The sequence below is a fragment of the Roseateles rivi genome (assembly GCF_043555845.1).
GTDB lineage: Bacteria > Pseudomonadota > Gammaproteobacteria > Burkholderiales > Burkholderiaceae_C > Roseateles > Roseateles rivi.
Map to the genome: position 1 here is coordinate 95443 of NZ_JBIGHZ010000004.1, position 19272 is coordinate 114714.

The following is a 19272-nucleotide window of genomic DNA, read 5'->3' on the forward strand; positions in this document are numbered from 1 at the left end:
CCGGGTTAAGCTCTCACCCACAGCGGGGCTTGGCGCCCCGAACAGCTTTTTCACTTCAAAAAACTTAGAACCATGAACGTTTTGCGCTTTGCAGATTTGGTCGCTGCCGGCAAGGTGGCGGGTCAGCGGGTGTTCATCCGTGCCGACTTGAACGTCCCCCAGGACGACGCCGGCCGCATCACCGAAGACACGCGCATCCGCGCCTCCATTCCCGCCATCGAACTGGCGCTCAAGGCCGGTGCTGCGGTGATGGTGACCTCACACCTGGGCCGCCCCACCGAAGGCGAGTTCAAGCCCGAAGACTCGCTGGCCCCCGTGGCGCAGCGCCTGTCTGAGCTGCTGGGCCGCGAGGTGCCGCTGGTGGCGAACTGGGTGGAGGGCGTTCAAGTCGCGCCAGGCCAAGTGGTGCTGCTGGAGAACTGCCGCGTCAACAAGGGCGAGAAGAAGAACAACGAAGAGCTGGCCAAGAAGATGGCGCAGCTGTGCGACATCTACGTCAACGACGCCTTCGGCACCGCCCACCGCGCCGAGGGCACGACCTATGGCATTGCGCAGTTCGCGCCCATCGCCTGCGCCGGCCCGCTGCTGGCGGCTGAAATCGACGCCATCACCAAGGCCCTGGCGGCGCCCAAGCGCCCGCTGCTGGCCATCGTGGCGGGCTCCAAAGTGTCGACCAAGCTGACCATCTTGCAATCGCTGTCGGCCAACGTTGACGGCCTCATCGTCGGTGGCGGCATTGCCAACACCTTCATGCTGGCCGCGGGCCTGAAGATTGGCAAATCCCTGGCCGAACCCGATCTGGTGGCCGATGCGCGCGCCGTGATCGAGTCCATGAAAGCCCGCGGCGCCGCGGTGCCCATTCCCGTGGACGTGGTCTGCGCCAAGAGCTTTGCCGCAGACGCCCCCGCCACCATCAAGGCCGCCAACGAGGTGGCCGACGACGATTTGATCCTGGACATCGGCCCCAAGACCGCCGCCATCCTGGCCGAGCAGCTCAAGGCCGCTGGCACCATTGTGTGGAACGGCCCGGTGGGCGTGTTCGAGTTCGACGCCTTTGCCAAGGGCACCGAAACCGTGGCGCGCGCCATCGCCAGCAGCAGCGCGTTCTCCATTGCCGGTGGGGGCGACACCCTGGCGGCCATTGCCAAATACGGCATCGAGAAGGACGTGGGCTACATCTCCACCGGCGGCGGCGCCTTCCTCGAGGTGCTGGAAGGCAAGACCCTGCCCGCCTTTGAAATTCTGGCGCGCCGCGCAGCGGGCTGAATTCCACGCCTCTGCCCCTCAGGCCTGAGCCCCTCCTCGCGAGGGGCTTTTGCTTTTCCGAGCCATGTCGGCCCTGCATGGTTCTGTGCATGGCTCCCAAAGGCATTGGCATCGCCGCGGCCAAGCCTGGGCAGTAAGCTGTGCGGCCCTATTTGTGTCAGTACCCGGGCAGGAGGCGCCGTCGCATGGAACAGAACAAAAACACCCTCACCGCCGCTGAAGCGGCTCTGCGCGACGCAGCGCTGGAATACCACCGAGCCCCGAGCCGGGGCAAGATTGCGGTGCAGCCCACCAAGCCCCTGTCCAACCAGCGCGATCTGTCGCTGGCTTACTCGCCCGGCGTGGCCTATGCCTGCTTGGCCATTGAAGAAGACCCGCAACTGGCGGCCGAGTACACCTCGCGCGGCAATCTGGTGGGCGTGATCACCAACGGCACGGCTGTGCTGGGGCTGGGCGACATCGGGCCGCTGGCGGGCAAGCCGGTGATGGAGGGCAAGGGCTGCCTGTTCAAGAAGTTCGCGGGCATCGATGTGTTTGACATCGAGCTGGCCGAGCGCGACCCCGACAAGCTGGTTGAAATCATTGCCGCCATGGAGCCCACGCTGGGCGGCGTCAACCTCGAAGACATCAAGGCGCCCGAGTGCTTCTACATCGAGAAGCAACTCTCGGCGCGCATGAACATTCCCGTCTTCCACGACGATCAACACGGCACGGCCATCATCTCCGCTGCCGCGCTGCTCAACGGCCTGGAGCTGGTGGGCAAAGACATCGGCAGCGTGAAGCTGGCGGTCTCGGGCGCGGGAGCTGCGGCCATTGCCTGCCTGGATGTGATGGTGGGCCTGGGCGTCAAGCGCGAGCACATCTTTGTGTGCGACTCCAAGGGCGTCATCCAAGACCAGCGCGCGGATGCCGAGAAGCTGGACGCTTCCAAGCGCCGCTTCTGCCAGCACACGACGGCGCGCACCCTGGCCGATGTGGTGCAAGGCGCGGACGTGTTCCTGGGTTGCTCCGCGGCGGGTGTGCTGACGCAGGACATGGTGCAGACCATGGCCGCCAAGCCCATCATCCTGGCCCTGGCCAACCCCGAGCCGGAAATCCGCCCCGAGCTGGCCAAGGCCGTGCGGCCCGATTGCATCATCGCCACCGGGCGCTCGGACTACGCCAACCAGGTCAACAACGTCCTGTGCTTCCCCTACATCTTCCGCGGCGCGCTGGACTGCGGCGCGACCAAGATCACCGAAGCCATGAAGCTGGCGTGCGTGCGTGAAATCGCCGCCTTGGCCAAGGCCGAAACGCCGCCGGAAGTGGCGGCGGCCTACCCGGGGCAGGAGCTGGTGTTCGGGCCCGAGTACCTCATTCCCAAGCCGTTTGATTCGCGCCTGATTCTGCGCATTGCGCCCGCGGTGGCTCAGGCCGCAGCTGAGTCGGGCGTGGCCACGCGGCCCATTGCCGACATGGCGGCCTACCGCGAGCAGCTCTCGCGCTTTGTCTACCAAACCGGCATGTTCATGCGCCCGGTGTTTGCCACGGCCAAGGCCGAGACGCAAAAAGGGCAGGGTGCTCGCGTGATCTACGCCGAGGGCGAAGACGAGCGCGTGCTGCGCGCCGTGCAAGTGGTGCTGGACGAAGGTCTGGCGCAGCCCACCCTCATCGGGCGCCCCGAGGTGGTGCGCACGCGCATCGAGCGCGCTGGCCTGCGCCTGCGCTTGGGCGAGGATGTGGCCATCATCGACCCCGAAAACGATCCGCGCTTCCGCCGCTACTGGGAGGCCTACCACCAGCTCATGGGCCGGCGCGGCATCACGCCCGAAATGGCCAAGGCCGCGGTGCGCCGCTCCAACACCCTGATCGCCGCGCTGGCCATTCATTTGGGCGATGCTGACGCCATGGTGTGCGGCACGGTGGGGCGCTTTGACGGGCATCTGGAGCATGTGCGCGACCTCATCGGCTTGAAGCCCGGTGTGCAGACCTTCGCCACCATGAACGCGCTCATGCTCGAAGGCCGCACGCTCTTCATCACCGACACCTTTGTCAACGACGACCCGGATGCCGCGCAGCTGGCCGAGATTGCTGCCCTGGCCGCCGAAGAGCTCAAGCGCTTTGGCCTGCCGCCCAAAGTGGCCTTTTTGTCGCACAGCATGTTTGGCTCCAGCCAGCGGCCTTCGGCGCTGAAGATGCGCCAGGCGCGCGAGCTCTTCGCCGCAGCCCACCCCGACATCGAAAGCGATGGCGAGATGCACGGCGATGCGGCGCTGTCCGAAGCCGTGCGCAGCAACTTCCTGCCCGGCAGCACGCTCACGGGCGAGGCCAATTTGCTGGTGCTGCCCACGCTGGACGCGGCCAACATCCTGTTCAATGTGCTCAAGATCGTGGGCGGTCAGGGCGTGACGGTGGGCCCGGTGCTGCTGGGTGCGGCGCGGCCTGCGCACATCCTGACGCCCTCGGCCACGGTGCGCCGCATTGTCAACATCACCGCGCTGGCCGCGGCGGATGTGGCCGCCACGCGGCTCTGATGTGAGCAGCAAGCGGGCGTAACCCGCTTGTAACCCCGCTTGGGTGGGCTTGGGGCGCATAATCGGTGTAACCAAGTTTCATCGTGATCACCCCATGTCCCGAGCTACCAAAATTGTTGCCACCCTGGGCCCCGCATCGTCCTCGCCGGAGGTGTTGGAGCGGATGATCCGCGCCGGCGTGGACGTGGTGCGGCTGAACTTCAGCCACGGCAAGGCGCAAGACCACATCGACCGCGCCGCGCTGGTGCGCGAAGTGGCGGCTCGCGTGGGCAAGGAAGTGGCCATCATGGCCGACCTGCAGGGGCCCAAGATCCGCGTGGGCAAGTTTGAGCAGGGCAAGATCGAGCTGGTGCCCGGCCGCCCCTTCATCCTCGACGCCGAGCGCACCGAGCTGGGCAACGACGACATCGTGGGCCTGGACTACAAAGAGCTGCCGCGCGATGTGAAACCTGGCGACACGCTGCTGCTCAACGACGGCTTGCTGGTGCTGACCGTCGAGGCCGTCAAAGGCGCGCAAGTCCACACCATCGTCAAACTCGGCGGTGAGCTCTCCAACAACAAGGGCATCAACAAGCAAGGCGGCGGCCTCACGGCGCCAGCGCTCACGGCCAAGGACATGGAGGACATCAAAACCGCCATGGCCTTCCAGTGCGAATACCTGGCGGTGAGCTTCCCCAAGAACGCCACGGACATGGAAATGGCGCGTCAGCTCGCCAACGTGGCCGGCGAGCCCTGGCGGCACAAGCCCGGCATGATTGCCAAGATCGAGCGCTACGAAGCCATTCCGCACCTGGAAGCCATCTTGAAGGCCAGCGACGGCATCATGGTGGCGCGCGGTGACTTGGCCGTGGAAGTGGGCAATGCCGCCGTGCCCGCGCTGCAAAAGCGCATGATCCGCATGGCGCGCGAGCTCGACAAAGTGGCCATCACCGCCACGCAGATGATGGAGTCCATGATCATCCACCCCGTGCCCACGCGCGCCGAGGTGTCTGACGTGGCCAACGCGGTGCTCGACGGCACGGACGCCGTCATGCTGTCGGCGGAGACGGCTGCTGGCAAATACCCGATCGAGACTGTGGAGCAAATGGCCGCCATTGCCAAAGAGGCCGAGGGCGCTGAGTTCGTCACCCTGGACACCGACTTTGCCAACCGCCAGTTCGGTCGCATCGACCAGTCCATCGCCATGGGCGCGCTGTTCACGGCCCACCACCTGGGCTGCAAGGCCATTCTGGCGCTGACCGAATCGGGCTCCACGGCGCTGTGGATGAGCCGCCACCGCATCCATGTGCCCATCTATGCGCTGACCACCACGCTGCAGTCCCAGCGCAAGATGGCGCTCTACCGCAATGTGCGTCCGCTCCTGATGGAGCGCCTGGACGACCGCGACACCGCGCTCAAAGCGGCAGAGCGCATCCTGGTGGCCAAGGGCGTGCTCATGCCCGGCGACACCTACGCCATCACCTGCGGCGAGCCCATGGGCTACCCTGGCGGCACCAATATGCTCAAGGTCTGCCGCGTGGAGTGAGCGCCTTTGCGCTGTGCGGAGCGCCCCGGCATGATTTCTTGACCAGTTCTGCCACGCGCCGCAGCCTTGGTGTTGTCGGCCCGCGGCTAGAATCTTCGCCGAGTTACAGCGTGGTTACAGTGGTCGCAACAATACGAAGTACAGCGATCTTCTGAGCCCGCTGCCCGGATTTTTATCTCAGGAGATCGTGATGGCCCTCGTTTCTATGCGCCAGCTGCTGGACCATGCTGCAGAGCACGGCTACGGCATTCCCGCATTCAACGTCAACAACCTCGAACAAGTGCAGGCCGTGATGGCCGCGGCCGATGAAGTCGGCGCGCCCGTCATCCTGCAAGCCAGCGCCGGTGCCCGCAAGTACGCGGGTGAGAGCTTCATCAAGCATCTCATCCAGGCGGCCGTGGAAGCCTATCCGCACATCCCGCTGGTGATGCACCAAGACCACGGCACCTCGCCCAAGATCTGCCAGGGCGCCATCGACCTGGGCTTTGGCTCGGTGATGATGGACGGTTCGCTGATGGAAGACGGCAAGACGCCGTCCTCCTTTGACTACAACGTCGACGTCACGCGCCGCGTGGTGGAGATGGCGCACAAAGTGGGCGTCACGGTCGAGGGCGAGCTGGGTTGCCTGGGTAATCTGGAGACGGGCGACGCGGGCGAGGAAGACGGCATTGGCGCCGCAGGCAAGCTGGACCACAGCCAGATGCTGACCGACCCCGAAGAGGCCGCTACCTTTGTGAAGGCCACGCAGCTTGACGCTCTGGCCATTGCCATCGGCACCAGCCACGGCGCGTACAAGTTCTCGCGCAAGCCCACGGGTGACATCCTGGCCATCAGCCGCGTCAAGGAAATCCACGCCCGTATCCCCAACACCCACTTGGTGATGCATGGCTCCTCGTCGGTACCCCAAGAGCTGCTGGCCATCATCAACCAGTTCGGCGGCAAGATGAAGGAAACCTACGGCGTGCCCGTGGAGGAAATCCAGGAAGCCATCAAGTACGGTGTGCGCAAGATCAATATCGACACCGACATCCGCTTGGCCATGACTGGCGCGGTGCGCAAGTTCCTGTTCGAGAACCCCGACAAGTTCGATGCGCGCGAGTGGCTCAAGCCTGCCCGCGAAGCCGCCAAGCAGGTGTGCAAGCAACGCTATCTGGAGTTCGGTTGCGAAGGCCAGGCTGGCAAGATTCAGCCGCGCAATTTGGTCGACATGGCTGCCGCCTACGCGCGCGGCGAGCTCAACCAAATCGTTCAATAAGCGCTCAATCCGCTCCAGTCCCTGCCGCCTACTGTGAGGTGGCGCACAAAACCAGGCCCTAGGGCCTGGTTTTTCTTTGTGTCATGTTGTGTGCTGTGTGTGTCGCTTTGCACGCAAGGCACAAACCGTGGTGGCTTGTTGCTGCTGCGTGTGCGGAATCTCACTGCAAGAAAGTGCCCGCAATCCGATCATGGTCTCGACAGTTCATGCCCCCCGTGTCGGGCGGGGTGAGATGACCTTGAAAGGAACAACGATGGCAACGACGGCACCCGGTTTTGGCATTGCAGGTCGCATGTATGCATTGGTGGCGGTTTTGGCGCTGGCCTTGCTGGGTACGGCCTTCTTCGCCTATCAAAGAATGCACAGCGTCAGCGCTGCGGCGGTGAATACAAAGTCCCTTCGGGTGCCACAGCTGCAGCGCGTGGCCCAGGTGGAGCTCAACATCACGCGGGTGTCTTTGCAGCTTCGGCATGCCATGCTCTCGCGCACGCCCAAGGAGCAGGCCGACACGCTGGCGGATGTGGCGGTCAAGCGCAAAGTCATCGAGGGCCTGATCAAGGATTACGAGAGCAATCTCTCCACCCCTGCCGCCCGTGAGCAGTTTGCGACCTGGCCGCCTCTGGTGAGCAAGTTCTGGGAGGCTGGTGAGGCCAACATCCAGCTCATTCAAGCAGGCCAGCGCGAGCAGGCCTTTGCCTATTTGGTGGACAAGACCATCCCGGCGCGCAATGCCCTGCTCAAGGCAGCGAGTGACGCTGTGGTCTATCAGCAGGGGCGCTTGGTGGAGGAGCTCGACGGCGTGGATCGCGAAGCTCAATCGACGCTGTATGTGCTGCTGGGCATGATCGTGGCGGTGATTGCAGGCCTGGGCGCATTCGCTTGGTACATGGGTGCGGCGCTCAAGGGCCGTGTGCGGCAGTCGCAGGAAGTGATCGAGCGCGTGCGCGATGGTGACTTGAGCACGCAAATCCAGGATCAGGCGCGCGATGAATTCAGCCCCCTGCTCGGCGCGTTGCGCGAAATGCAGACCTCGCTGGCCAATGTGGTGGGCACCGTGCGCCACAACGCCGACAGCGTGGCCACCGCCAGCCAGCAAATCGCCATGGGCAACCAAGATTTGTCGGGGCGCACGGAGCAGCAGGCCAGCTCGCTGCAACAAACGTCGGCCACCATGGATGAGCTTGGCACAACTGTGCGGCACAACGCTGACAGTGCCCGCCAAGCCAATCAGCTGGCGATGCAGGCCTCCAGCGTGGCTGCAGAGGGCGGCGCTGTCGTGGGCCAGGTCGTTGAGACCATGAGGGGGATCAACGACAGCAGCCGACGCATCAGTGACATCATCAGCGTCATCGACGGCATTGCCTTCCAGACCAACATCCTTGCGCTCAACGCGGCGGTGGAGGCGGCACGTGCCGGTGAACAAGGCCGCGGCTTTGCGGTGGTGGCTGGGGAGGTGCGCAATCTCGCGCAGCGCAGCGCTGAAGCCGCCAAGGAAATCAAATCCCTCATCACCACCAGCGTGGAGCGTGTGGACGAGGGCACCAGCCTGGTGTCAAAAGCCGGCGAGACGATGGATCAAATCGTGGCTTCGATTCGCCGCGTGACCGACATCGTGGGCGAAATCAGCCAGGCCAGCATTGAGCAGAGTACCGGCGTCAACCAAGTCGGGCAGGCCGTGCAGCAAATGGATCAGGCCACGCAGCAGAACGCGGCTTTGGTAGAGCAAAGCGCGGCGGCAGCGGAGAGCCTCAAAAACCAGGCCCAGGCCTTGGTGCAGGCGGTGGCAGTGTTCCGTCTGCGCTGATTGCGTCGGCCTTGTGTGTGCAGGGGCGTGCTGCTGCGCCTCAAGCTGAGGTGGGATGCAGCCTAGAATCCGAACTCCTTGTTTGGATTCGCTTGTGATGTCGACCGCCCTGCACACCTCAAACCTGAGCTCATTGCCCCTGATCGCACGAGGCAAGGTGCGCGAAAACTACGCGGTCGGCGACGACCGCATTCTCATGATCGCGTCGGACCGCATCTCGGCCTTTGACGTCATCATGAACGAGCCCATCCCGGGCAAGGGTGCGCTGCTGACGCAGATGGCGCTGTTTTGGTTTGACAAGCTCGAGGGCATCGTCCCCAACCACCTCACGGGGGAAGACCCTCTGTCTGTGGTGAGCGCGCAAGAGCAAGACCAAGTGCGGGGCCGTGCCATGCTGGTCAAGCGCCTCAAGCCCCTGCCCATCGAGGCCGTGGTGCGCGGCTACCTGGCCGGCAGCGGCTGGGCTGAATATCAAAAGACGGGCACGGTGTGTGGCGTGGCGCTGCCCGCAGGCCTGCGCAATGCCTCCAAGCTGCCCCAGCCCATCTTCACGCCCGCCACCAAGGCCGAGATGGGTGAGCACGACGAGAACATCGACTTCGAGCGCTGCTGCGGCCTCATCGGCACTGAGCTGGCTCAGCGCGTGCGCGACATCTCCATCGCCCTCTACCAGCGCGCAGCAGACTTTGCGCTGACCAAGGGCATCATCATTGCCGACACCAAGTTCGAGTTTGGTCTGGACGCCGACGGCACCTTGACGCTCATGGACGAAGTGCTGACCCCCGATTCCTCGCGCTACTGGCCGGCCCAGAGCTATCAGGAAGGCGCGAACCCGCCGAGCTACGACAAGCAGTTCTTGCGTGACTGGCTGGAGCAAGCCCAGCTCGACGGCAAGCCCTGGGCCAAGGTGGCGCCGCCACCGGCCCTGCCCGCCGAAGTGATCAACCAGACCGCTCAGAAGTATCAAGAAGCTCTGGAACGTTTGACCCGTTGACGCGCAAGGAGGCTTGCTTGAATCCACCGCCCCTCATCAAGTCTCGCCTGCTCAAGCAACTGGAGCGGGACATTGCTGCAGCCCCCACACCGGTGCTGTCGGCCTGCTCCCGCGCCAAGCGCGCCATGCTGCTGGCGCGCCACGGTGCACTGGCCGAGGCGCGTGAAACCCTTACCGGGCTGCACCAGCTCGCCTTCCAGCATCCGCACCCTGAGATTGGGGCCTGGCTGCATCTGGCCGAAGGGCTGATGAGCTACTACACCGACTTTGGCTCCACCTCGCGCGACAAAATCGCGCGGGCGCTCAAGATTGCGCGCGCTACGCCAGGCGCCAATCTGGCCGAGGTCGAAGCCCTGTGCTGCGCCTGGCTGGCCCAACTGGCCTATGTGGCCCACGACTACGAGCAACTGCTGGTGCAGGCTGCCGATTGCCTGCGCTGTGCCGCGCCAGACAACCACGTGGCGCGTGCGCGCTTGGCCATGGCGGTGGCGCTGACTTGGCACTACGCCGGCGACGCTGGCACGGCACAGGCTTGGTATATGCGCGCCCGTCGCCATGCCAGCCTGGAGGGCGACGACGCCATGCTCTCGGCCGTCATGTACAACATGGCCGAGATGCGCGCTGCGCAGGCGCGCCATGAATCCCTCTCCAGCGTGCCTGGTCAGGGGCGCGAACTTTTGCTCGGAGTTGATTCTGTCGAGCACTACGACCAGGCCCTGGGCTTGGCCAGCATGGCCGATCTCACGCCCATACTCCGTGCGCAAATCTTGACGCTCTATGGCGACTACGAGCAGGCCTGCCAGCTCTTCGAGCAGTACCTGCCGCAAGCCATGTCCATGGGCCTGTCGCGTCTGGGGAGCAGCTTGCTGGCGGATCTGGCTTGGTGCCGCGTCAACTGTGGCCAGCACGACCACGCGCTGCGCCAGGCCCAAGAGGCGGAAATCGAACTCGACCCGCAGTGCGATTTGGACGATCGCGCCATCACCCACAGCCGCTTGACCCAGGTCTACAACCGCTTGGGCCTGGATGATCGCGCTGCACAACATCGCCAACTGGCGGACCAGTGCTGGGCCGACTTCGCGGCTGAGCAGGTGCGCATCCGGGCCTTGCTCATGGGGGCGGGCTTGCTGCAGCCGCAGGAGCCATGAGCGCTACGAGCGCGGCGCTCACGCCGCAGGCTTGCCGCAATTGCCATACCGTTCTGCCCGAGCGGGCCGTCTATTGCCCGACTTGTGGGCAAGACGTGGCCGAGCACCCGCCGACGCTGTGGGAGTTCGTGCACGAGTTCGCCAACCACTACGTGGCGCTGGAGGGCAAGCTCTGGAAGAGCCTGGTCTGGCTGCTGTGCCGCCCCGGTTTTTTGACGCGCGAATACTTGGCCGGGCGGCGCCAGCGCTATGTTTTGCCACTGCGCCTGCTGCTGACGCTGGGCTTTGTGTTCTTCGTGACCCTGAAGTGGGTAGATTCCAGCGGGCCTGCCGTGTCGGTGCAAGTTGGCGCGGCCGAGGCCACCCCAGCGCAGGCCCAGGCCGCAGCGTTTGAGGCTTTTGGCGATATCGGCCAAGTGCAGGTGGGCTGGTTTGAGTCTGCGTTTGAGGCGGTGACAGAGCGCTGGGTGAAAAACCCCCAAGCCGAGGCCGAGCGGCTGCATGCACGCCTGCTGGGCATGGCGCCCTGGGCGGTGCTGGCTTCGCTGCCGGTGTTTGCGGGGATTTTGGCCCTGGTCTACCGCCGCCGCCGAATCTCCTACGGCGCGCACTTTGTGTTTGCCATGCACTTGCACGCCGCGTGGTACGGCATGCTGTGGCTGAGCCTGCTGCCCGTGTCGGCCCTGGCTTGGTTCTTGTTGCTTTGGGCCAATCTCTACCCCGTGCTGGCCATGCGCGCTGTTTACGGCGGTCGCTGGGGTGTGACGCTGCTGCGCGCCAGCTGTGTGGCGGCGGCCCACTACTTGGTGTTGGTGCCCGCGGCTGTCTTGGTGTTTGCTTTGAGCGCCGGCCTTCTGGCTTGAGTAGCCCCCGCTTGGGGCTGCTCAAGCCGCTCGCGAGGAACGGCGCAGCGTTGCGTCAGAACAGCGCCATGCTGAGTTTGCGGCGGTATTGATCCAGCAGGGGGTCTGCGGGGGCGATGTGGGCGTGGCCTGCCAGTTGCAGGCTGCCGCTGGGGGCCGCCGAGGCTGTGTTGTGGGCGGCTGCGGCAGGCTTGCTCATGAGCTCCAGAATGGCCACATAGGTCTTGCGCGCCAGCTCCTGATTCCAGGCTTTGTCGCGCATGATGATTTCCAACAGCTCGTCCATGGCGGCGGTGAATTCGCCGCGTGCCAGCTGGCCCTGGGCCAGCGCAAAGCGCGCTTCGAAGTCCCGCCGGTTGGTGGCAATGGCGCTGCGCAATGCGTTCTCGTCCAGGCCTTGAGACAGGCGCTGTGCGGCGCTCAGCCACACGCCCAGGGCCGCAAAGCGCGCGTGCGGTGTCAGGGTGTCTGCTGCCTGAGCCGCCACGGGCGCGAAGACTTCGATGGCTGCACTCAGCTGGCCTTGCTCCAGCAGCGCGCGCACCAAGTCAAAGCGTGCCGTCTCGTTGTTGGGGTCGGTTTGCAGCGCGGTGTAGAGCTTGTCCAGCGCCGCGCCCGTGTTGCCCTCGGCCAGCAGCGCTTCAGCCTCGGCCACTTCTTCCTCGGCTTCCAGGGCTTCTGCGCCGGGCACATGGCGGTCGAGGAACTCGCGAATCTGCGCTTCGGGCAGGGCGCCGACAAAGCCGTCCACAGGCTGGCCGCCGACGAACATCACGCAAAACGGAATTGAGCGCACGCCAAAGGCCTGGCTGAGCTGGGTGGCGATTTGGGGCTGCTCGTCGCTGTTGAGCTTGGCCAGGTGGAAGCGCCCAGCGTAGGCCACTTCCAGCTTTTCCAGCACCGGGCCCAGGCTTTTGCAAGGACCGCACCATGGCGCCCAGATGTCCAGCAGCACGGGTTGCTGCATGGAGGCCTGAATCAGCTCGGCCTCAAAGTTCTGTAGGGTGATGTCGATCATGGTTTGCGGTCAGGTGTGTGGCGGCCAATCTGTGGCAGCTGAGGGCGGCCGCCTACAATTCAAGGTTTGACGTCTATGGAGCGAGCCGTGAGCAGCGCCGCATCTCCCGCCGGATCTCCCCTTGTGGGTGTGGTCATGGGTTCCAGCAGTGACTGGGAAACCATGAAACACGCCGCCGACATTCTCACCGACTTCGGGGTGCCTTTCGAGGCTCGCGTCGTCTCGGCTCACCGCATGCCCGATGAGATGTTTGCCTACGCCGAAGCCGCCCAAGGGCGCGGGCTGCAGGCCATCATCGCCGGTGCTGGCGGTGCTGCCCACCTGCCTGGCATGCTGGCGGCCAAAACGCCTGTGCCTGTGCTGGGCGTGCCCGTGGCCAGCCGCCATTTGCAGGGCGTTGATTCCCTGCACTCCATCGTGCAAATGCCCAAGGGCATCCCCGTGGCCACCTTTGCCATCGGCACCGCCGGTGCGGGCAATGCAGCACTGTTTGCCGTGGCCATGCTGGCCCACCATGACCCCGTGCTGCGCGAGAAGCTCGCCGCTTTCCGCCTGCGCCAGACCCAAGTTGCCACGGCCATGACCGAGGAGTTGCGCTGATGGCTGCAGAGCACGTGTTGCTGCCCGGTCAGGCCACGCTGGGTGTTTTGGGCGGTGGGCAGTTGGGCCGCATGTTTGTGCAGGCCGCGCAAAGCCTGGGCTACCGCTGTGTGGTGCTGGACCCCGATGCTGACAGCCCCGCGGGCGCCGTGGCGCACCAGCATGTGTGCGCGGACTACCTCGACGACGCCGCTTTGCAGCAGCTGAGCCAGACCTGCGACGCCATCACCACCGAGTTCGAGAACGTGCCTGCAAAGGCGCTGCAGCAGCTGGCGGCTCACACCTGGGTGGCGCCTGCCGCCAGCTGTGTGTCCATCTGCCAGGACCGGGTGGCTGAAAAAGCCCACTTCGTGGCCAGCGGCGTGGCTTGCGCGCCCTATGCCGTGCTGCGCCAGCCCAACGACGTCCAGCAGGTGCCTGACGCGCTGCTGCCGGGCATCCTGAAAACCGCGCGCATGGGTTACGACGGCAAGGGCCAGCGCCGCGTGCGCGACCGTGCCGAGCTGGCCGCAGCCTTTGCCGAACTCGGCCAGGTGGACTGCGTGCTCGAGCAGCTGCTGCCCCTGCAGCTGGAGCTCAGCGTGCTGGTGGCGCGCAGCCGCAACGGCCAGACCGTGTGTTTCCCCGTGCAGCAAAACCTGCACCGTGACGGCATTCTGGCTGTGACCGAAGTGCCCGCACCCCAGGTCAGTGCAGCCTTGCAGGCCCAGGCGCGTGAATCGGCCGTCGCCATCGCTCAAGGCATGGGCTATGTGGGCGTGCTGTGTGTGGAGTTCTTTGTGCTGGGTGATGGCGCTTTGGTGGTTAACGAAATGGCCCCACGGCCGCACAACTCCGGCCACTACTCGATGGACGCTTGCGACATCGACCAGTTCGAAATGCAGGTGCGTGCACTCACCGGGCTGCCCCTGCGGGAGCCGCGTTTGCAAAGCCCGGTGCTGATGTTGAACTTGCTGGGCGACCTGTGGTTTGACGCTCAAGGCCAGGAGCGCACACCCGATTGGGCGGGCGTGCTGGCGCTGCCCGGTGCGCAGCTGCACCTCTACGGCAAAGCCCAGGCTCGGCCTGGGCGCAAGATGGGGCATCTGAACATCAGCGCCGCAAGCGCCGAAGCTACGCGTGCCAGCGCGCAGGCTGCGGCGCGCCTGCTGGGGCTGCCGCCGCTGGAATAAGGCGAGGACGACATCATGCTGCTCGACGCTGCCGCCCCCGGGGCTCTGGCTCAGGCCAGCCATGCCCTGGTGCAGGGCCAGTTGGTCGCCATCCCGACCGAGACGGTGTATGGCCTGGCCGCGCGGGCTGACGATGATGCCGCCGTGGCGCACATCTTCAGCGCCAAAGGCCGCCCGGCTGACCACCCCTTGATTGTTCATGTGGCCGATGCGGAGGCTGCCCATCACTTCGCGGCCGAGGTGCCCGAAGTCGCGCGCCGTCTCATGCAAGCCTTCTGGCCCGGGCCGTTGACGGTGATCGTGCGCCGCCGCGAAGGCGTGGCCACGGCGGCGGCTGGTGGTCAGCCTACGGTGGGCCTGCGCTGCCCGGCACACCCCATCGCGCAGGCATTGCTGCGCGATTGCGCGCGCCAAGGTGTTTACGGCCTGGCCGCGCCCAGCGCCAACCGCTTCGGGCGTGTCAGCCCTACACAGGCCCAGCATGTGGCGAGCGAGTTTGGGCCTGAGCTGCTCATTCTGGACGGAGGGGCTTGCGAGGTGGGCATTGAGTCCAGCATCGTGGACTGCAGCCGTGGCGCGCCGGTGCTGCTGCGCCCAGGCCTGCTGACGCGCGCAAAAATTGAAGCCGCGGCGGGCGAGGTGCTGGCGCAGGCCGATGCCAGCGCGCCCAAAGCCTCGGGCACGCTGGAGGCGCACTATGCGCCGCAGGCGCTGGTGCGTCTGATGAGCGCGGCACAGATTCAAGCCCGGCTGGGCGACGGCGCGGCCGCAGGGGTGGCGGTATATTCACGCACCGCTCTGCCGCAGGCGGTATGGCGGCGCAGCATGCCCTCGCAGGCGGCTGCGGCGGCGCACGAGTTGTTTGCAGCGTTGCGCGAGCTCGACGCGCTTGGCGCGAAGGAAATCTGGATTGAAATCCCGCCCTCAGATTCTGAATGGGATGGTGTGCGGGACCGCTTGACACGTGCTGCGGCAGCTTTTGCCAGCCCCGCAGCTTGAGTGCAACTGATTGGAGATGGCATGAAGAGTGTGACGCGTAGCCTGGGCTTGGTGCTCAGCTTGAGCGCCTTGTTGACGGCTTGCGGTGGTGGCGGAAGCCAGATCGAGCCCTTCAAGCCCCAGCGCATGATTGTCTTGGGTGACGAGCACAGCGCCTTGCTGCCAGATGGCCGCAAATACACCGTCAATGGCTTGTCGGCTGATACCGACACCCCGCCTGCCGCACGCAAATGCGACCTCAACCCGATCTGGGTGCAGTCCGTGGCCTCAGCGTTTGGCATCGTCTTCAAGGAATGCAACCCGACGAATGCAAGCACCACGGCAGGCATCATGTACGCCGCCAAGGGTGCGCGCGTGGCCGAGGTGACGCAGCAGATTGACACCCACCTCAAGACCAGCGATTTCCGCAAGACCGACTTGGTCACGCTGATGGTCGGTGCCAACGACGTGCTGGAGCTCTACGCGCAGTACCCCGCCAAAAGTGTCGACACCCTCTTGGCCGAGGCGGGCGATCGCGGCGCACGGGCGGCTGAGCAAGTCAACCGCGTGGCGCGTGCTGGTGGGCGTGTGCTCATCACGACCATTCCTGACATGGGCTTTTCGCCCTTTGGCGTGAACGAAAAAGCCAACAAAACCGATATTGACCGCGCCAAGCTGCTCAACGACTTGAGCATCAAGTTCAATGCCAAGCTGCGCCTGAACCTCATCGATGACGGCCACCTTATTGCGTTGGTGTTGGCGGACGAAAGGCTCTACCGCAACTTCACCGTGCCTGCTTACACGGCCGGCATGAACATCAGCCAGGCGGCCTGCTTGTCTACGGTGGATGTGTTGGACTGCACCAGCAAGACCTTGGTCAGCGGTGCCACCACCGCGACCTGGCTGTGGGCCACCGATACCGCCTGGGGCCCGACCATGCACAGCGTCGTGGGCGCAGAGGCTGCCACCAAGGCTGTCAATCAACCTTTCTGAGCGTGGTGATGCCGCAGGTCCGTTTGCTGGCGCTCGATAGCGCGACTGAGGCGCTGGCGCTGGCCGTATGCGGGCCGCGGGGTGATGAGGTGCGCGATCTGCCCGGCGGCGCACGGGCCTCAGACCTTCTGCTGCCCGAGCTCGGCGCCCTGTTGGTGCAGGCGCAGCTGAGCAAGGCTGATCTTGATGGCATTGCCTTTGTGCGCGGCCCCGGTGCCTTTACAGGGCTGCGCACCGCCTGTGCGGTGGCGCAGGGGCTGGCCTTTGGTTTGGGCAAGCCGGTGTTGGCGCTGGACAGCCTGATGCTGGTGGCCGAACAGGCGCGCCTGCAGCAGCCCGACGCGGCTTGGCTGGCCCAGCCACTGTGGGTGGCGATGGATGCACGCATGGGCGAGCTCTACGCAGCCTGCTACGCCTGGACCGGCCAGGGCTGGCGCGAGCAGGTGGCGCCAGCGCTCTACGAACCCCAGGCGCTGCGCCAACGCTGGCAGCCGCAAACCCCTCACGCCTTGACCGGCACGGGCCTGGAGCTGGGCGATGTGCAAGCCGATGCCCAGCTCTGCCTGCCGATTGCGGGATCGCGCGCAGCTGCACTGGCGTCGCTGGCCAAACAGCAGGCGCAAGTGGGGCCTTGGCTGGCCGCGCAGGACGCTTTGCCGCTTTACCTGCGCGACAAGGTGGCGCTGACCACCGCCGAGCGTCAGGCTGCCGCGCGTGCCGTGGAGGCCCCGTGAACATGCCGCTGCAGCAAGCCTTGCTGCAGCCCCTGCAGGGCGCTGATCTGGACGAGCTGCTGCCCATCGAGGCTGCGGCCTACAGCCACCCCTGGACGCGCGGCAACTTCATCGATTCACTCAGCGCGGGCTATCTGGCCTTTGTCTGGCGCGACGACGCCGCTCAGCTGCAGGCCTACTACCTGGCCATGGCAGTGGTGGACGAGCTGCACCTGCTGAACTTCACCGTGCACCCCCAGCGCCAAGGGCAGGGCTTGGGCCGCGCCATGCTGAGCCACCTGGTGGCGCAGGCGCGGGCCCGCGCTTGCAGCAAGGTGTGGCTGGAGGTGCGCCAGAGCAATGCCCGAGCCCGAACCCTCTACGCCCGCAACGGCTTTGTGGAGCTGGGGCTGCGCCGTGGCTATTACCCCGCCGTTGATGGGCGTGAAGACGCTGTGCTGATGGCACTGGCGCTGGAGGATTCCCATGGTCTGGACTGAACGCCAACAAGCCATGCTGGGCGCCATGGGGCTGAAAGTCTGGTCGCGCCCGCAAGCGCGCACGGTGGCTCCCGAGGCTGCGCCAGCGCCCGCAGCACCAGCGCTTGAAGCACCAGCCCAACCCAGGCCCGCGGCGCCGGTGCAGGCCCGTGTGCAGCCGCCTGCGGCCCAGCCCCTGCGCGAGCTGCTGCCGGCCAAAGCGCCCGCACCGCAGCCGCCCGCACAAGCCGCCGCCGCGCCCCTCATTCAGGTCCAGGGCCTGGATTGGGACGCCCTGCAGCAGGCCGTGCGCCAATGCCAGGCCTGCACGCTGTCGTCCACCCGCACGCAAACCGTGTTTGGCGTGGGTCATGCCAAGGCGCATTGGCTGGTGGTGGGCGAGGCCCCGGGCGAGCAGGAAGATTTGCAGGGCGAGCCCTTTGTCGGCCCCGCCGGTCAGTTGCTGGACAACATGCTGCGCGCCGTGGGCCTGCAGCGCGGGGAGGGCAGCGCTGCGCAGCAGGTGTTCATCGCCAACACGCTGAAATGCCGCCCGCCGCGCAACCGCAACCCCGACCCGACCGAGCTGGCGCAATGCGCACCCTATTTGCAGCGGCAGATCGAACTCGTGCGCCCGCGCATCATCCTGGCCATGGGGCGCTTTGCCGCACAGGCCCTGCTGGGCAGCAGCGAGCCGCTGGGCAAGCTGCGTGGCCGCGTGCACGAGGTGCACGGCCGGCCCGTCATCGTCACCTATCACCCCGCCTATTTGCTGCGCAACCTCACCGACAAAGCCCGCGCCTGGGAAGACCTGTGCCTGGCGCGGCGCACCTACGAATCGCGCCTGAGCGACCCGACCCATGACTGAGCTGTACGCCCGCATCTGCGGCCAGATTGACGCTGCCGGTGGCTGGCTGCCTTTTGACGACTTCATGGCTGCGGCGCTCTACACGCCGGGCCTGGGCTACTACAGCGCCGGGCGCATCAAACTGGGCCTGGGGCCGGCAGGCGGCTCAGACTTTGTCACCGCGCCCGAGATGTCGCCGCTCTTTGGTCAGGCCCTGGCGCGCAGCGTGGCGCAGGCCCTGGCGCAGACCGGCACGGACGAGGTCTGGGAGTTCGGTGCGGGCACGGGCGCGCTGGCCGAGCATGTGCTGCTTGCTTTGCAAGCGCTGGGCGTGACGCTGCGCCGTTACGTCATCGTGGAGCTGTCGGCCGATTTGCAGCAGCGCCAGGCCGAGCGCCTGCAGCCCTGGGGAGCGACCGTGCAGTGGGCGCAGCAGCTGCCCGAGACGCTGGAGGCCGTGGTGCTGGGCAACGAGGTGCTGGACGCCATGCCTGTGCAGCTCTTGCACTTCGACGGCGAGCAATGGCAGGAGCGCGGCGTGGCCGTGCGTGAGGGCACGCTGTGCTGGGCCGACCGGCCCACGACGCTGCGCCCGCCCTACGAGCCGCCGGGTGGTTTTTTGCCTGGCACCGTGACCGAAATCCACCCCCAGGCCGAAGCCTTTATGCGCACCCTGGCGCAGCACCTGCAACGCGGTGCGGCCTTCTTCATCGACTACGGCTTCCCCGAGGCCGAGTACTACCACGTGCAGCGCCACGGCGGCACGCTGATGTGCCACCACCAGCACCGCGCCGACAGCGACCCGCTGGTGCTGGTGGGCGACAAAGACATCACCGCGCATGTCAACTTCACCGGCATTGCCCTGGCCGCGCAGGACGCGGGCTTGACGGTGCTGGGCTACACCAGTCAGGGCCACTTCTTGCTCAACAGCGGGTTGGGTGAGTTGATGCAGCAAGCCGATGTGCCCGCCCGCGCCATGGCTCACCGCCTCTTGGCCGAGCACGAAATGGGCGAGCTCTTCAAGGTCATCGGCCTGGTGGCCGGGCCCGAGTTCGAGGCCCTGGGTTTTGCTCACGGCGACCGCAGCCACACGCTTTAGCGCCA

The 19272-nt window shown here is 65.7% G+C and carries 17 protein-coding genes; 16 read left to right on the forward strand and 1 reads right to left on the reverse strand.

Annotated features, from left to right (window positions below; translation table 11 throughout):
* The first annotated feature begins 72 nt into the window (after window positions 1-72).
* The 8 genes from ACG0Z6_RS10710 (at window position 73) to ACG0Z6_RS10745 (ending at window position 11368) form a co-directional block, all read left to right on the forward strand.
* Window positions 73-1266 carry a phosphoglycerate kinase gene (locus ACG0Z6_RS10710; RefSeq protein ID WP_394461194.1) on the forward strand — a complete coding sequence of 398 codons (1194 nt, stop codon included), beginning with the start codon at window positions 73-75 and terminating at the stop codon, window positions 1264-1266.
* A 185-nt stretch (window positions 1267-1451) separates the two neighbouring features.
* Entirely contained in the window at window positions 1452-3779 is a 2328-nt protein-coding gene (locus ACG0Z6_RS10715; protein WP_394461195.1) for an NADP-dependent malic enzyme, read from the forward strand.
* A 94-nt stretch (window positions 3780-3873) separates the two neighbouring features.
* Entirely contained in the window at window positions 3874-5304 is a 1431-nt protein-coding gene (gene pyk / locus ACG0Z6_RS10720; RefSeq protein ID WP_394461197.1) for a pyruvate kinase, read from the forward strand.
* Window positions 5305-5494: 190 nt separating this feature from the next.
* Entirely contained in the window at window positions 5495-6559 is a 1065-nt protein-coding gene (fba, locus tag ACG0Z6_RS10725; RefSeq protein ID WP_394461199.1) for a class II fructose-bisphosphate aldolase, read from the forward strand.
* Between the two features lie 253 nt (window positions 6560-6812).
* Window positions 6813-8363, forward strand: coding sequence for a methyl-accepting chemotaxis protein (locus tag ACG0Z6_RS10730; protein ID WP_394461200.1), 1551 nt, complete (start codon window positions 6813-6815; stop codon window positions 8361-8363).
* Between the two features lie 97 nt (window positions 8364-8460).
* Complete coding sequence (locus ACG0Z6_RS10735) at window positions 8461-9357, forward strand: phosphoribosylaminoimidazolesuccinocarboxamide synthase (protein WP_394461202.1); 897 nt, start codon at window positions 8461-8463, stop codon at window positions 9355-9357.
* Between the two features lie 17 nt (window positions 9358-9374).
* Window positions 9375-10505 carry a hypothetical protein gene (locus tag ACG0Z6_RS10740; RefSeq protein ID WP_394461205.1) on the forward strand — a complete coding sequence of 377 codons (1131 nt, stop codon included), beginning with the start codon at window positions 9375-9377 and terminating at the stop codon, window positions 10503-10505.
* A complete protein-coding gene (locus ACG0Z6_RS10745) occupies window positions 10502-11368 on the forward strand; it encodes a DUF3667 domain-containing protein (protein ID WP_394461207.1) in 867 nt (288 codons plus the stop codon). Before ACG0Z6_RS10740 ends, ACG0Z6_RS10745 begins: the two co-directional genes overlap by 4 nt.
* Window positions 11369-11423: 55 nt before the next feature.
* Here the strand turns inward: ACG0Z6_RS10745 and ACG0Z6_RS10750 are convergent, their stop codons facing one another.
* Window positions 11424-12386, reverse strand: a complete 963-nt coding sequence (locus ACG0Z6_RS10750) for a tetratricopeptide repeat protein (RefSeq protein ID WP_394461209.1) — start codon at window positions 12384-12386, stop codon at window positions 11424-11426.
* Between the two features lie 75 nt (window positions 12387-12461).
* Between ACG0Z6_RS10750 and purE the strand changes: the two genes are divergently transcribed.
* Genes purE through ACG0Z6_RS10790 form a run of 8 tightly spaced genes read left to right on the forward strand, consistent with a single transcriptional unit; the run spans window position 12462 to window position 19267 of the window.
* Window positions 12462-12986 (forward strand): 5-(carboxyamino)imidazole ribonucleotide mutase, encoded by a 525-nt coding sequence (gene purE / locus ACG0Z6_RS10755; protein ID WP_394461210.1) that lies wholly within the window; start codon window positions 12462-12464, stop codon window positions 12984-12986.
* Complete coding sequence (locus ACG0Z6_RS10760) at window positions 12986-14158, forward strand: 5-(carboxyamino)imidazole ribonucleotide synthase (protein ID WP_394461211.1); 1173 nt, start codon at window positions 12986-12988, stop codon at window positions 14156-14158. The genes purE and ACG0Z6_RS10760 overlap by 1 nt, the downstream gene beginning before the upstream one ends.
* Window positions 14159-14173: 15 nt before the next feature.
* Complete coding sequence (locus tag ACG0Z6_RS10765; protein ID WP_394461213.1) at window positions 14174-15157, forward strand: L-threonylcarbamoyladenylate synthase; 984 nt, start codon at window positions 14174-14176, stop codon at window positions 15155-15157.
* Between the two features lie 21 nt (window positions 15158-15178).
* Window positions 15179-16129 carry an SGNH/GDSL hydrolase family protein gene (locus ACG0Z6_RS10770; RefSeq protein WP_394461215.1) on the forward strand — a complete coding sequence of 317 codons (951 nt, stop codon included), beginning with the start codon at window positions 15179-15181 and terminating at the stop codon, window positions 16127-16129.
* Between the two features lie 8 nt (window positions 16130-16137).
* Window positions 16138-16863, forward strand: coding sequence for a tRNA (adenosine(37)-N6)-threonylcarbamoyltransferase complex dimerization subunit type 1 TsaB (gene tsaB / locus ACG0Z6_RS10775; protein ID WP_394461217.1), 726 nt, complete (start codon window positions 16138-16140; stop codon window positions 16861-16863).
* A 2-nt stretch (window positions 16864-16865) separates the two neighbouring features.
* Window positions 16866-17342 carry a ribosomal protein S18-alanine N-acetyltransferase gene (rimI, locus tag ACG0Z6_RS10780; protein ID WP_394461941.1) on the forward strand — a complete coding sequence of 159 codons (477 nt, stop codon included), beginning with the start codon at window positions 16866-16868 and terminating at the stop codon, window positions 17340-17342.
* A complete protein-coding gene (locus ACG0Z6_RS10785; RefSeq protein WP_394461219.1) occupies window positions 17329-18189 on the forward strand; it encodes a uracil-DNA glycosylase in 861 nt (286 codons plus the stop codon). The genes rimI and ACG0Z6_RS10785 overlap by 14 nt, the downstream gene beginning before the upstream one ends.
* Window positions 18182-19267, forward strand: coding sequence for a class I SAM-dependent methyltransferase (locus tag ACG0Z6_RS10790; protein WP_394461221.1), 1086 nt, complete (start codon window positions 18182-18184; stop codon window positions 19265-19267). Before ACG0Z6_RS10785 ends, ACG0Z6_RS10790 begins: the two co-directional genes overlap by 8 nt.
* Window positions 19268-19272: the final 5 nt, after the last annotated feature.